The 13,536-nt window shown below is 67.9% G+C and carries 12 protein-coding genes; 2 read left to right on the forward strand and 10 right to left on the reverse strand.

What is annotated here, in order from left to right:
• Nucleotides 1-190: 190 nt before the first annotated feature.
• Both G6N23_RS15765 and G6N23_RS15770 read right to left on the reverse strand, forming a co-directional pair.
• Nucleotides 191-847: a response regulator transcription factor gene (locus G6N23_RS15765; protein WP_085262587.1), complete on the reverse strand. Its 657-nt coding sequence runs from the start codon at nucleotides 845-847 to the stop codon at nucleotides 191-193.
• Entirely contained in the window at nucleotides 847-1,863 is a 1,017-nt protein-coding gene (locus G6N23_RS15770; protein ID WP_085262588.1) for a sensor histidine kinase, read from the reverse strand. Before G6N23_RS15770 ends, G6N23_RS15765 begins: the two co-directional genes overlap by 1 nt.
• Before the next feature lie 342 nt (nucleotides 1,864-2,205).
• Between G6N23_RS15770 and G6N23_RS15775 the strand changes: the two genes are divergently transcribed.
• Nucleotides 2,206-3,564, forward strand: coding sequence for a PPE family protein, SVP subgroup (locus G6N23_RS15775; RefSeq protein WP_085262589.1), 1,359 nt, complete (start codon nucleotides 2,206-2,208; stop codon nucleotides 3,562-3,564).
• Nucleotide 3,565: 1 nt separating this feature from the next.
• On the opposite strand, the gene G6N23_RS15780 is transcribed toward G6N23_RS15775, so the two are convergent.
• Both G6N23_RS15780 and G6N23_RS15785 read right to left on the reverse strand, forming a co-directional pair.
• Entirely contained in the window at nucleotides 3,566-5,551 is a 1,986-nt protein-coding gene (locus tag G6N23_RS15780; RefSeq protein ID WP_085262590.1) for a vWA domain-containing protein, read from the reverse strand.
• A complete protein-coding gene (locus tag G6N23_RS15785; RefSeq protein ID WP_085262651.1) occupies nucleotides 5,544-6,935 on the reverse strand; it encodes a sigma 54-interacting transcriptional regulator in 1,392 nt (463 codons plus the stop codon). Before G6N23_RS15785 ends, G6N23_RS15780 begins: the two co-directional genes overlap by 8 nt.
• 90 nt (nucleotides 6,936-7,025) lie before the next feature.
• On the opposite strand from G6N23_RS15785, the gene G6N23_RS15790 reads away from it, so the two are divergent.
• Complete coding sequence (locus G6N23_RS15790) at nucleotides 7,026-8,060, forward strand: alpha/beta hydrolase (protein ID WP_085262591.1); 1,035 nt, start codon at nucleotides 7,026-7,028, stop codon at nucleotides 8,058-8,060.
• Here the strand turns inward: G6N23_RS15790 and G6N23_RS15795 are convergent.
• The 6 genes from G6N23_RS15795 to purN form a co-directional block, all read right to left on the reverse strand.
• The gene (locus G6N23_RS15795) at nucleotides 8,040-8,627 is read right to left on the reverse strand and encodes a TetR/AcrR family transcriptional regulator (RefSeq protein WP_085262592.1); all 588 of its coding nucleotides are present in this window, start codon (nucleotides 8,625-8,627) and stop codon (nucleotides 8,040-8,042) included. The genes G6N23_RS15790 and G6N23_RS15795 overlap by 21 nt on opposite strands.
• Nucleotides 8,628-8,630: 3 nt before the next feature.
• Nucleotides 8,631-10,406 carry an N-acyl-D-amino-acid deacylase family protein gene (locus G6N23_RS15800; protein WP_085262593.1) on the reverse strand — a complete coding sequence of 592 codons (1,776 nt, stop codon included), beginning with the start codon at nucleotides 10,404-10,406 and terminating at the stop codon, nucleotides 8,631-8,633.
• Between the two features lie 111 nt (nucleotides 10,407-10,517).
• On the reverse strand, nucleotides 10,518-10,838 hold the full coding sequence (locus tag G6N23_RS22750) for a CDGP domain-containing protein (protein WP_095173742.1): 321 nt from the start codon (nucleotides 10,836-10,838) through the stop codon (nucleotides 10,518-10,520).
• 138 nt (nucleotides 10,839-10,976) lie between these two features.
• Nucleotides 10,977-11,162, reverse strand: coding sequence for a hypothetical protein (locus G6N23_RS15805; protein WP_085262652.1), 186 nt, complete (start codon nucleotides 11,160-11,162; stop codon nucleotides 10,977-10,979).
• A gap of 148 nt (nucleotides 11,163-11,310) precedes the next feature.
• Nucleotides 11,311-12,888 (reverse strand): bifunctional phosphoribosylaminoimidazolecarboxamide formyltransferase/IMP cyclohydrolase, encoded by a 1,578-nt coding sequence (gene purH, locus G6N23_RS15810; protein ID WP_085262594.1) that lies wholly within the window; start codon nucleotides 12,886-12,888, stop codon nucleotides 11,311-11,313.
• The gene (purN, locus tag G6N23_RS15815) at nucleotides 12,885-13,511 is read right to left on the reverse strand and encodes a phosphoribosylglycinamide formyltransferase (RefSeq protein ID WP_085262595.1); all 627 of its coding nucleotides are present in this window, start codon (nucleotides 13,509-13,511) and stop codon (nucleotides 12,885-12,887) included. Before purN ends, purH begins: the two co-directional genes overlap by 4 nt.
• Between the last annotated feature and the right edge of the window lie 25 nt (nucleotides 13,512-13,536).

Consider the following 13,536-nt stretch of genomic DNA (forward strand, 5'->3'; position numbering starts at 1 on the left):
GTTCTGGTACGACACGTCGGACACCTGAGCGGCGCCGGACAGCGCCGCAACCGGCCGCGGCGACGACAGGCGCATCGAGTCCAGCTCAAACGTACCCTGAATCGCCAGCCGCAACTGATTCCAGTTTTCGTGAAAATGCGGCTGAGCGCCATGGAATACAACACCCATTCGGCGGGGGGGCGAACCCTCATCAGGCCTCGATCAGGCCAGCTCTGATTGCGTAACGGGTGAGCGCCAACCGGTCGCGAAGGCCGAGCTTCTGCAAGGTGTTCGTCCGGTGGCGGTCGACCGTCTTGGCGCTGATACCGAGTGTCTTGGCGATCTCGCGCGCCGAAAGGCCTTCGGCGATCAGCTTCAGCACCTCCTCTTCGCGCGGGGTGAGGATGTTGTCCGGCAAGTCCTCCCCGTGCCGATTGCGGTGCAGGTAGTCCCGGATCAGTGCGGTCACCGCACCGGCGTACAGAAACGGCTCGCCGCGCATCGTCGCCCGGCAGGCTTCTAGCAGGTCGCGGTCCGCCACGGATTTCAGCACGTAGCCGGATGCGCCCGCCTTGAGGGCTTCGAAGAAGTACTGCTCGTTGTCGTGCATCGACAGCATCAGCACCCGCACATGGGGATGGCTGCGGTTGATCTCGCGCGCGGCCTGCAGTCCGGTCATCCGCGGCATCGCAATGTCGAGGATGGCCAGATCGACCGGAGTGTTCTGTAGGGCCGCCAGCGCTTCGGAGCCGTCGGCCGCCTCGGCCACCACGCACAGGTCGGGTTCGGCATCCAGGATCATCCGTAGCCCGCTGCGCACCAAGGCGTGGTCGTCGGCGAGCATGATCCGCGCCGGCTGTACCGCCATCACCGGTCTCCCGCACTCAGTCGGGCCGGCACCGTCAGCCGGACTTCGGTCCCCTCGTTGCTCGGGGAGGTGACCGTCAGGCTGGCCTGCACCAGCAGGGCACGTTCCCGCATTCCGGTGATCCCAGCGCCTTCGGCACTGACCCCGCCCTTGCCGTTGTCGGCGATCCGCAGCGTGAGCTTTGATGCGGCATCGATGTGCAGGTCCAGCCAAGCTTTCTGCGCTTCGGAATGGCGGGCGATATTGGTCAGGCTCTCCTGCGCGATGCGATAGCAGACCAGGCTGACGTCGGGGCTCAGCTGGTCGGCGTACGAGCTGATCTGTTTGACGACGTCGATGCCGGTCGCCTGGGTGAATTGGTTGCACAACGCCTGCAGTGCGCTGCGCAACCCGAGGTCTTCCAGCGCATCCGGGCGCAGCCGGCGAGCGATGCTGCGCACCTCGTCCAGACTGGCCCGCACGATCTCCTGCGCGTCCCCCAGGTCGCCGCGGATCTCCGCGGGTGCGGCGTCCACCGCCCGCTTGAGCGTGAGCAGAGCGACGGTGAGGGTCTGGCCGATCTGGTCGTGCAACTCCCTGGCGATGCGCTGCCGCTCGTTCTCCTGCACGGTCAGCACCGACGCGTTGGACGAGGCCCGCTCCGTTTCCAGCCGGTCCAGCATGCCGTTGAAGGATTCGATGAGGTGATGCAGGTCGCCGGCGCCCGGGTCGTGCACGCGATCACTGGGATGGGGCGGATCGACTCGCCGCATTGACGCGGCGAGCCGATCCAGGGGGGCAAGACTCGATCGCAGCAGCAGGGCGTTGGCGCCCACCACGATGGCCAGCCCGATGAGAAGAACCGGGATCTCGGCCGCTCGAACGGGCCCCGAAACGGTCGCCGGCGACATGGCCAGCACCAGCGTGCCCAACGTGAAAACCAGCCCATTGATCAGCACGACCCGGCGAAACAACCCACGCGCAGGGGGGTGCGCCCGCCGTCGAAACCTGTCGACGACCGCTGTCCAACGGTGCATGCCACCACCATCGTCTTCCCAGCCCCCGCTTGTCCATACGGGTTGCAGCGCCCCTCGAATGGGGGTCAAACACCATGGCGACCGACCGGTTTCCGCTCGGAGAATGGAATCGCGTCCAGCGCAGCGTCGATGTTGGCGACGCGCAACCACCCCGGAGTGTCAAGCGCTCCGGCGAGCGCTGGACGGGTTAGATCGAAGGATCAGACCGACAGTAGCCCAGCTGACCCCCAGCTGTCCTCAGACCGGAGGGATGCACCTGCGATGAACCGCATTACTGGCGCGTATCCGCTGGTCATCGGCGACTGCATGGTCGAGATGCTGCGAACCGCCAGGGATTGAGCAATGGATTTCGCGGCGTTGCCACCGGAAGTCATCTCCGGCCTGATGTACACCGGCGCCGGCCCGGGCCCGATGATTTCGGCTGCCACCGCCTGGGACGGGCTGGCCACCGAACTGCATCTGGCGGCCACCGCCTATGCGTCGGTGGTCGCCGAGCTGACGAGCGGGCCATGGCTGGGTCCCTCCTCGACGGCGATGGCCGCCTCGATCACCCCTTTCGTGTCGTGGCTCAACGCCACCTCCGCCCAGGCGGAGAAGACCGGCCTGCAGGCCAAGGCGGCCGTAGCCGCCTACGAGGCGACGTTCGCCACGGTGGTTCCCCCGCCGGTGATCGCGGCCAACCGTGCCGCGTTGATGGCGTTGCTGGCCACCAACATCTTGGGCCAGAACGCCGCGGCGATCGCGGCCAACGAAGCCCAGTACGCCGAAATGTGGGCCCAGGACGCCACCGCCATGTACAGCTACGCGTCGTTGTCGGCAACCGCCACCGCCTTGGAGCCGTTCCAGCCACCACCGCAGACGGCCAACCCGGCCGGGCCGCTGGGCCAAGGTGCCGCACCGGCGGCCGCCAACTCCGCGGGCAACATGGCGCAGAGCCTGCCGTCGCAGCTGGCCTCCACGCTGTCAGGGCCCGGCTCGGAAGCCTCGGCGCCGATCTCGGCCATGCCCGCGCCGGCCGACGTACCGGTCGGGTTCTTCGACTGGCTGGGCATTGCGGCCGACGAAGTGGGTATCGGCATCGCCCTGCCGCTGTCGATTATCGGTGTGTGGCTGGCGGGTGCGGCGATGTATTACGCCGAACTGGACTCGCAGGAGATCCTGGACACCCAGGATCTGCTTCACGGAGGCCAGAAAAACATCATAGAAGCGCTGGGCCAATTGGGAGCGACGACGGACGTGCCGTCGACCGAGAACCTTCGAGTGCCCCACGAGTCGGTGAAAGTCGGTCACGCACTGCCGCTCGGCGCGTTGTCGGTGCCCCCGACTTGGGCTCAGGTGGCCCCCGAGATCCAGCACACCAGCTTCTCGACGCCGCTCGGCAGCGCCGATGTCTCGCCGGCCGGGCTGGGAACCGCCTTCGGCCAGATGGCGCTGGCGGGCATGGGGGGCAGTGCGCTGGCCGGGGCCGTCAATCAGAACCGCGGCCAGCAGGGCAAGGTGACCGCGGCCGCCGAGGCGAAGCCGGCGGCGGCGCAATCATCGGGTGCGCCATCGCAATCTGCGGAGCCGCAGCGGCAATCGGCGGCGGACGCGGTCATCGAACTGGCAGCCGGGATCCGCGAACTCGGCCAACTCCACGACGCCGGGTACCTGACCGAAGCGGAATTCGCCGAACAGAAGCAGCGGCTGCTGTCCCGGTGAATCAACGGCGACGCGACCGCAGGTAGTCGCCGACCACCGCGGCGCCCAGTCCGTCGAGTTCGGGTACCACGACCCGGCCCTGGACCCGGCGCGCCACCTGGTCGATGAACCGGGCCAGCCCGGGGTCGTCACCGAGCCGGAAGATGGTCACCTGCGCGCCGAGCCGGGCGACATCATCGAAGCCCTTGACGGTGTGCGCGATCGTCCGCGGGTGCGGCGGGTAGTCGAAGAACACCGTGGAGCCCGCCCCCTTCCCGTTGAAATCCTCCAGATGCGCGGTCGGTTCCCCGTCGGTGACGACCAACACCACCGGCTGGGCGTTGGGGTGCCGGCGCAGGTGCCGCGAGGCCAGGGCCAGGGCATGGTGCAGGTTCGTGCCCTGCTCGTAGACGCCCTCCAAGCCGGTCAGCTCGGCGGCGGTCACGGTGCGGGCGTATCGCCCGAAAGCGATGATCTGCAACGCATCCGAGCGGAACCGGGTGCTGATCAGGTGGTTCAACGCCAGGGCGGTGCGTTTCATCGGCAGCCAGCGATTGTCCATCACCATCGAGAACGAGGTGTCCACCAAGAGAGCAACGGCCGACTGGGTGCGGGTCTCGGTCTCGGACACCTCGACGTCGTCGACGCTGATCGACAGCGCCCCGCCGCCTGAACCGCCGGCAACCTGCCGCAGCACCGCGTTGGTCAGGGTGCGGGTGACGTTCCACGGTTCGGTGTCGCCGAACTGCCAGGGCCGCGTCGCCCCGGTCAGCTCGCCGGCCGCCCCGGCCCGGCGGTGGTCTCGTTCGCCGCGGCGCCCCGCGAGTTGGCGTGCCACATCGCGCAGTGCCGTCTCGCCGAGCCGGCGCATCGCCTTGGGCGACAGCCGCCATTGGCCATCGGAGCTGCGGTCCAGAAACCCCTGGTTGAGCAGTGCGCGTTCGAGCTCGGCGAGGGTCTTCGCATCGATGGCGGCCTGGTCGCCGAGCTGGCGGGCCAGCGCGTCCAGGTCGACGTCGTCCATGCTGGCACCGGGGTAGGCCTGCGACAGTTGTTCGGCCAGCTGCTCGAGTTCGGCGATGTCGCTCAGCGCCTGGGCGCCCTCCCCCATTCCGAGCGGGTTGTTGCCGGAGAACTCCGACGAGCCGCTCCAGTCCTCCCCCGGCCGGGCCGCCTGCAGGTGCGCGTCGAGGCGGCCCAGCGCCTGCTGCAGTGACGGTGACCCGAATGCCTGCTCCGCCAAGGCATCCAGCTCGGCGCGCTGTTCGGCGCTCAGGCTGTTGCGGAAGCGCTGGGCGGCGGCAGCCCGCTTGGCCAGTGAGTCGAGCAGCTCTTCGACGTTTTGCGGGTTCTCCGGGAAGAACTCACCGTGGGAGTCCATGAACTGCTGGAAATCGTCGGCCGTGTCTTCACCCCGGGCGTGCTTGTCCAGCAGATCGTTGAGGTCGTCGAGCATGTCGGTGACCCGTTGCCGGTCTTCGTCGGTGGCGCCTTCCAGCGCTTGTTTCATTCCGGCGAAACGCTGGTCGAGCATCTCGCGGCCGAGCAGATCCTTGATCTTCTCGTAGGACTCCCTGGCTTGGGCGCTGCGCCAGTCGTAGTCGGCCAACTCCTGCACTGCTTTGGCCGGCGAGGGTGACAACGCCTCGATCTGCATCTCGGCGAACCGGGCGTCGTCGTCGAGTGCGCGGGCCAACTCCTTGCGTTCGGCCAGCACCGCCTCGTCGAGCAGTTTCTTGACCTCGGCCAGCGTCCCGTCCAAATTGTTGCGGCGCAACAGTTCCCGGCGGCGTCGCTGCGCCTCGGCGGCCAGCCGGTCGGCCCCGGTCATGGACTTGGTGCCGCGGCGCAGCAGCTCCTGCAAGGCTCGCCGCGGCGACGTCCCCTCCATCACGTCGCGGCCGATCTCCTCCAGCGCCTCGGCCAGGTCGACCGGCGGCGCCAACGGATCCGGCCCACCGGTGTAGGCGGAGTACCGGGAGGCCCGCGAGCCGTGGACTTTAGCCATAGACGGTTTCGCCCTCGTCGGAGGTCTTGTCGATGCGTTTGGCCAAATACAGCGCCTCCAAAGCCAATTCGAGCGCCGCGGCACGTTCTCCCTCGGATTCGGCGCCGAGGCGCTGCGCGATGGCGTCGATGACCGGCAGCTCGGGCAGCGCCGCCAGCACCGCCTTGGCCGACACCCGCTCCCCGGTCGTCACCGCCGAACCCTGCTCGACCGCCGACACCAGCGGCCCGACATCGATCCCGCCCAACAGCCGCGATGCGGTGTCGGCGGTGGCCCGCCGCAGCAGGTGTTCCAGCACCGCCTGTTCGCGGCCCTCCTCACCGGACTCGAATTCCAGCTTGCCGCGCAGTACATCGACGATGGTGTTCAGATCGACCACCCGGGCCACCGGATCGGTCTCGCCCAGCACCGCACCGCGGTGCCGCGCCGAGGCGGCTACCGTCTCCGCGGCCGCGATCGCAAAACGCGCCGACACCCCGGAGCGCTGATCCACCGACCGCGACTCGCGCAGGTAGCGGGCGAAACGGGCCAGCACCGCCAGCAGGTAGTCGGGCACCTGGGCGCTCAGGTGGGCCTCCTGGGCGATCACGCCGACCTCGGCGTCGAGCTCCAGCGGGTAGTGGGTGCGGATCTCGGCGCCGAACCGGTCCTTGAGCGGGGTGATGATGCGGCCGCGGTTGGTGTAGTCCTCAGGGTTGGCGCTGGCCACCACGAGCACGTCCAGCGGCAGCCGCAGCGTGTAGCCGCGCACCTGGATGTCGCGCTCCTCCATCACGTTGAGCATCGCCACCTGGATTCGCTCGGCCAGGTCGGGCAGTTCGTTGACTGCGACGACGCCGCGGTGCGCGCGCGGGATCAGGCCGTAGGCGATGGTCTCCGGGTCGCCCAGGCTGCGGCCCTCGGCGACCTTGATCGGGTCGATGTCACCGACCAGGTCGGCCACCGACGTGTCCGGGGTGGCGAGTTTCTCGGTGTAGCGCTCGCTGCGGTGGCGCCAGGCCACCGGCAGGGCGTCGCCGAGCTCAGCGGCCCGCCGGATCGACTCCGGAGTGATCGGCGAATAGGGGTGCTCCCCGAGTTCGGCGCCGGCGATCACCGGCGTCCACTCGTCGAGCAGCCCGGTCAGTGCCCGCAGCAGCCGGGTCTTGCCCTGTCCGCGCTCGCCGAGCAGCACGATGTCGTGCCCGGCGATCAACGCCCGCTCCAGCTGCGGCAGCACGGTGTCCTCGAAACCGAAGATGCCGGTCCACAGGGTGGCCGGGTCCTCGCCGTCGGCGAGCCGGGCCAGCAGATTCTCGGCGATCTCCTGCTTGACCCCCCTTTCGCGGTGGCCGGCGGCTCGCAGCTCGCCGAGTGTTGTGGGCAGATCGTGCGGGGTATTCAGCGCGGTCACCACTCCACGCTACGACGGCCGCGGTAGTCCGTCACGGTGTCCCACTTCATCCCGCGGCAAATACCCGATACCCTGGGTACCGTGAACTCATCGGAATGGCGTGATCGACCGACTCAGACGTATTTCGGTCCGGCCTCCTGGCAGGCTCGGCTACTGGCGTTGGGCGCGGCGGTCTTTCTGCGCACATCGATCGCCGTGCTGACGGTCATCGGCATGATCATCAACCGGTTCTGGCCCGCCGCATTGCAGCGGGCGCGCCTGGACCTCATCGACCTACCGATGCGCTACATCCGGGCGCTGCCGGGCACCGAAGTGACGCGGGAGCGGCTGACCGACTGTCCGGCGGAGTGGGTGGTGGCGCCGGCCGCCCGCGACTCGGACCGGGTGATCGTCTACTTCCACGGTTCGGCGCTGGTGACGCTGGGCCTCAATTCGCACCGCCGCTTCGCCAGCAAGCTCTCGGAAGCCACCGGCGCGAAGGTGTTCAACGTCGGTTACCGCTTGGCGCCGCTGGCCGGCGTCGACGAGGCCATCTCCGACGGCATGTGTGCCTATCGCCGTGTGCTGGACGCCGGATTCAGCGCGGATCGCATTGTGATGGCGGGTGATTCGGCCGGCGGTCTGATGGCGGTGACCACCGCGCTGACGGCGCGTGATGCCGGGCTTCCGGTGCCCGCCGGTCAGGTGTTGATGTCGGCGCTGACGTCGTCGGACATGGAGATCAAACGGCAGGCCGCCCGGGCCCACCGCGATCCGTTCTTCCCGTTCATGGCGTTCATGTTCATCTACCGGGTGTTCGCCACCGTGAACGGCACCCGCGAGCTGCCGGTGATGCCCCCCGAGTCGGAGCTGCACGACCTGGGACCGTTCCTGCTGCAGGTCGCCAACAACGAGATGCTGCGCAACGACACCTTCGTGCTGGCCGACAAACTCACCGCGGCCGGGGTGCCGAACTGGGTGCAGATCTGGGACCGCGCCCTGCACATGTTCCAGCTCAGCTTCGATTTCAACCCCGACGCGCGCCGCGCCATCGCTGAGATCGCCGACTTCGTGGACTACGTGACGGCGGCCGCGCCGAGTCTCGACTCGACACGCTCAGATACGGCCATCCAGTAGCGTCAGCAGCAGCGGAATCCGGTTCGCCTCGATCTCCGGCTGCGGCAGCACGGCGCGCACGATCGCCGCACCGTCGAAGGTGTTGGTCAGCAGCGCCACCAGGTTCGGAAAGAGCTCCTGCGGAAACGCGTCCGCCCCGGGCAACACCCGGGCGGCATCGCAAATCTTGGTGCTGTATTCGGCCAGCACATCTTGCAGCGTCTCCCGCAGCTTGTCGTCGGTACGGGCGGCGATCAGCAGCTCGTAGACCACCGCGTTGGTGGAGTTGGCGGTCAGGTCACGCAGCACCGTCAACACCGCTTCCAACGCCGGCACCTCCGCCGGGATCTCGGCGACCTGCTTGCCGAACTGCTCCAGCTGACGGCGCAGGACTTCGTGTGCGGTGGCGGCCATGAAGTCGCCCATGGTGCCGAAGTGGCGGAACAACGCCCCGTCGGAGACCCCGGCGCGGGCGGCGATCACCTTGGCCGACGCCCGGGCGTAGCCGATCTCGGCGATGGTGGCGATGCTGGCGTCGAGCAATCCGGCGACGGTGGCCTCGCGGCGCTCCTGCTGGGTTCTGGCCATGCGCTACACCGATTGCAGCTCACGGGATCCGGCGCGCAGGAAACGTCCGGACTTCACCGTGGTGCCGTAGCCCTCGCAGAACTGGCCGTTGCGGAACACCACGGTGCCACCCACGCCGGTAGCGACCACCGCGTCGTCGTTGCGGTTGACCATCCGGCTCAGGCCGCCGTAGAACGAAACCTTCTCCTCGTGGTAGGCGTCCACGGCCTCGGTCAGACCCGCCGGGTCGATCACCACGAAGTCCGCCCGGTCGCCTCGGCGCAGTGTTCCGGCGTCGAAGCCGAACCAGTCGGCGACTTCGGAGGTCAGCCGGTACACCGCCCGTTGGACGCTCATGAACGGCTGTCCGGCTGCCTCGGCGTCGCGTACCCGTTTGAGCAGCCGCAGCGAGAAGTTGTAGAAGGCCATGTTGCGCAGGTGCGCTCCGGCGTCGGAGAACCCCATGTGGATCACCGGCTCGTTTGCCAACTTGTCCAGCTGCTTGGGCCGGTGGTTGGCGACGATGGTGGTCCAGCGGACGTTGCGTTCGCCGTTCTCCACCAGGACGTCGAGGAACGCGTCCAGCGGGTGCAGCTTGCGTTCGTCGGCGATCTGCCCGAAGCTCTTGCCGATCAGCGTCGCGTCCGGGCATTCGACGATCACCGCGTCGTGGAAGTCGCGGTGCCACAACGTCGGACCCAACTTCTTGCGGTCGAAGGCCTTGCGGAACCGGCGGCGGTACTCGGTGTCGGCCAGTAACGCGTTGCGCTCCAACTGATCGCGCAGGTGCAGGGCGGCGGTTCCGGCACCGAATTCCTCAAAAACCGGCAGATCGATTCCGTCGGAATACAATTCGAACGGCACCGGCAGGTGCTGGAACCGGACGCTGGCGCCGAGCACGGCGTTGAGCAGTCGGGCGCCCGGACCGAAGACCCGTACCGCGCCCGGCGACGACTTGGCGTCAGCGGAGACCAGCAGGCTCATCCGCACTCCTTTCCGCCGCCCGAACATCCCACTGCTGGTCAGAAAGAAGTTCAGGGCCGTCAACGGCTTACGGACGTTGGGCGCGCTCTGCAGCATGCGGCCGCGTTTGCGCAGTACCTTGATCAGCCGACGGCGCTCCCGCCAGGTGGCGAACGTCGACGGCAGCGCCCGGGACCGGAACCGATCGCCGTCGAGCTTGTCGATGGCCGCGTCCATTCCGGACATGCCGAGCAGTCCGGCGTCGAGGCCCGCATCGAGCAGCGCGGCCATCTTCTCCAGCTCGCCATCGGTGGGGACGACGCCGTCGGTGGTGGCGCGATCCAGCCCCAGCACCGCCGTGCGCAGGTCCGAATGGCCGAGCATGGAACTGATATTGGGCCCGAGCGGCAACTCATCGAGGGCGCGCACGTACTCGGCCGGTGTGGACCAGGTCTTGCGGGTCTGCAACGCATCCAGCACGAACGCGCGCGGGACCGCCTCCACCCGACTGAACAGGTCGGCGGCGTCCTCGGCGCCGGCGTAGACCGTCGACAGCGAACAGTTGCCCAGCAGCACCGTGGTGACGCCGTGGCGCACCGATTCCCGCAGGCCCGGGTCCAGCAGGACCTCGGCGTCGTAGTGGGTGTGCACGTCGATGAAGCCCGGGACCACCCACTTACCGGCCGCGTCGATGACCTCCGGGCAGCCCGTTTCATCCAGCTCCCCCGACACGATGTCGGCGACGACACCGTCGCGGATGCCCAGGTTGCGAACCTGCGGGGCGTTGCCCAGGCCGTCGAACCACAGTCCGTTGCGGATGATCAAGTCATAGCCCACGACGTCTCCCAACTCCGAAGTTAAGATAGATAGTGAGCGCCTGCAATCTTTTTGTCAAGGGGTCAGTGCGCGAAATGCCGAGCCCCGCGTCCGTCGCTGTCGCAGCGCTGCTCAGAGCCCATCGCCGATGTGATGGTCCGGCTGACCAAGTTTGAATGGAGGCTCCGCTGGGTCGTAGTGGTAGCACTGATGCGCCGGCATAGTCCATCCGTTCCATCCGCCGTCGGGCCCGCCGTAGACGGGTTGCGCGGAAACGTCTACGCACCGGGTCCACGACCCGTCCGGCTGCACCGGACCGTCGCAGTACAGCGCCCCGAGCGCGTTCGACTCGCAGTTTGTGCCCATCGGGTCGCCGGGATAGCCGTTTGCGGCAGGGATAGCCGTCAGCGTGGCAGCTATGCCCGCCCCCATCGCAAGTGCAGTCGCTCTCATCGCGTGATCCTCCCCGAAAATGCTATTGATAAGCCTATAGACCCTGGACAGGCAGGTTGCCGCTCATCTGCATCGCTCACTAGCAGCGCATGCCTGCCAGAACGGACTTCGGCAATTCGCGACCTAGAGGGGCGCGCGTCATTTGTCCTTGCCCAGCCATTTTCTAACCGTCATCCGGTTCACACCGAGGTGCGTCGTGATGTTGACCTCGGATACGCCGTTGGCGTCCGCTTCGATGGCAGCCGCTTCGGCGGCCTTCATTGCAGCGGCGAGGTTCTGTCGAGCGGTGGTGATGGCCGCGTTGGCTTGCTTGAGCTTATCCATGTATAGCACTATACATATTTGTATAGGGGTATACAAGTCCGCGTCGAGGAGCTGGTGGTCGGGGTATTTCAGCAAACCGGGGCCGGGCCCGCATCAACCGCTAGCTCCGCCAGAGAAGCATGTTGCGCGACAACGCTTCCTAGCTGGGTCAGTGCGCGAAATGCCGCGCCCCGGTCAGGTACAGCGTGATCCCGGCCTCGGTGGCCGCCGCGGTCACCTCGTCGTCGCGGACCGAGCCGCCCGGGTGCACGATCGCCTTCACCCCGGCCGCGGTCAGCGTCTGCAGCCCGTCGGGGAACGGGAAGAACGCGTCGGAGGCCGCCACCGCGCCGGCCACCCGCTCACCGCCGCGTTCGACGGCCAAGCGGGCCGCGTCGACGCGGTTGACCTGGCCCATCCCCACGCCGATCGTGGCGCCGTTGCTTGCGACCACGATCGCGTTCGACTTGACCGCGCGGCAGGCCCGCCAGGCGAAGGCCAGATCGGCCAGCGTGGCCGGGTCGGCCGGTGATCCGGTGGCCAGCGTCCAGTTCGCCGGGTCGTCGCCGTCGGCGTCGAGGCCGTCACGGCTCTGCATCAACATTCCTCCGCTGACCTGACGCCACTCGGTGCCGCCACGCAGCGGTTCGGAGGCCACCAGCACTCGAATGTTCTTCTTGCGCGCCAAGATCTCGACGGCACCGGGCTCGTAGGCGGGCGCGACGATGACCTCGGTGAAGATGGTGCTGACGAACTCCGCCATCTCGACGCTGACCTCGGTGTTCGCCGCGATCACCCCACCGAAGGCGCTCAGCGGATCGCATTCGTGGGCTTTGCGGTGGGCGTCGGCCACCGAAGTCGACGAGACCGCGATCCCGCACGGGTTGGCGTGCTTGATGATCGCCACGCAGATCTCTTCGTGATCGAAGGCCGCCCGCCACGCGGCGTCCGCGTCGGTGAAGTTGTTGTAGGACATCTCTTTTCCGTGCAGCTGATCTGCTTGAGCCAGGCCCGGCCAGGCGGCGGCGTCACAGTAGAGTGCGGCCTGTTGGTGCGGGTTCTCGCCGTAGCGCAGCTGCGCCGTCCGCCGGTAGGTGCGCCCGAACCACTCCGGCATCGCCTGACGCGGTTCTCCGGCCCGTTCGAAGGGCGCCAACGTCGACGACATCCACCCGGCGACCGCGACGTCGTATTCGGCGGTGTGCCGAAACGCCAGTGCCGCCAGGCGTTTGCGTTCATCGAGGGTGAACCCTCCGGCGTTGACCGCGGCCAGCACGCCGTCGTAACCGAGCGGGTCGACCACCACGGCGACGCTGGGGTGGTTCTTGGCGGCCGCCCGGATCATCGACGGCCCACCGATGTCGATCTGCTCGACGCATTCATCGATGCCGGCGCCGGAGTCCACGGTCTCGCTGAACGGGTAGAGGTTGACCACCACCAGCTCGAAGGGCGCGATGTCCAGTTCGTCGAGCGCCGCAGCATGCTCGGATTTGCGCAGGTCTGCCAGCAGCCCGGCGTGCACCCGCGGGTGCAAGGTCTTGACCCGGCCGTCGAGCACCTCCGGGAAGCCGGTCAGCTGCTCCACCGGCGTCACCGGAATACCTTTGGCGGCAATCGTTTTCGCAGTGGATCCGGTGGAGACGATGTCCACGCCGGCGGCATGCAGGCCGGCCGCCAGATCGACCAGGCCGGTCTTGTCGTAGACGCTGATCAACGCCCGACGAATCGTTCGCTTGCCGTCGGTCATCCTATGGTCGCCTTTCGTCCGGTCCAGGTCACGCCGCCGGTCGCCAATGCGGCCAGCACGTCCACCAGGAGCTTGCGCTCCACTGTCTTGATGCGTTCATGCAGGGTGCCTTCGTCGTCGTCGTCGAGGACGGCGACCGGTTCCTGGGCCAGCACCGGACCGGTGTCGGTACCGGCGTCCACCAGATGCACGGTGCAGCCGGTGACCTTCACCCCGTAGGCCAGGGCCTCGGGTACCGCATGCGCGCCCGGGAAGGCGGGCAGCAGCGCCGGGTGGGTGTTGACGGTGCGTCCCAGAAACCGGGTGAGAAACTCCGATCCCAGAATTTTCATGAAACCGGCCGAGACCACCAGGTCCGGCGCGTGCGCTTCGGTGGCCTCCGCTAGGGCGCGATCCCAGGCCGCCCTGTCGGAATAGTCGGCCATCCGCACGGTGAACACCGGCAAGCCCGCCGATTCGGCGATCTGCACCGCCCGGCAGTCCCGATCGGTGCCGACGGCCACCACCCGCGCGGGGTAGTCGCCCACCGCCGCGGCCAGCAGCGACTCGAGCAGCGATCCGGTCCCCGACGCCAGTACCACCACCCGGGCCGGGATGCTGGGGGCCACGTGGATCGGTTGCACGTCAAGGAGCCTAGCGTGCAGGGAC

The organism is Mycolicibacter terrae, assembly GCF_010727125.1.
In the GTDB taxonomy this organism is placed as follows: Bacteria; Actinomycetota; Actinomycetes; order Mycobacteriales; family Mycobacteriaceae; genus Mycobacterium; species Mycobacterium terrae.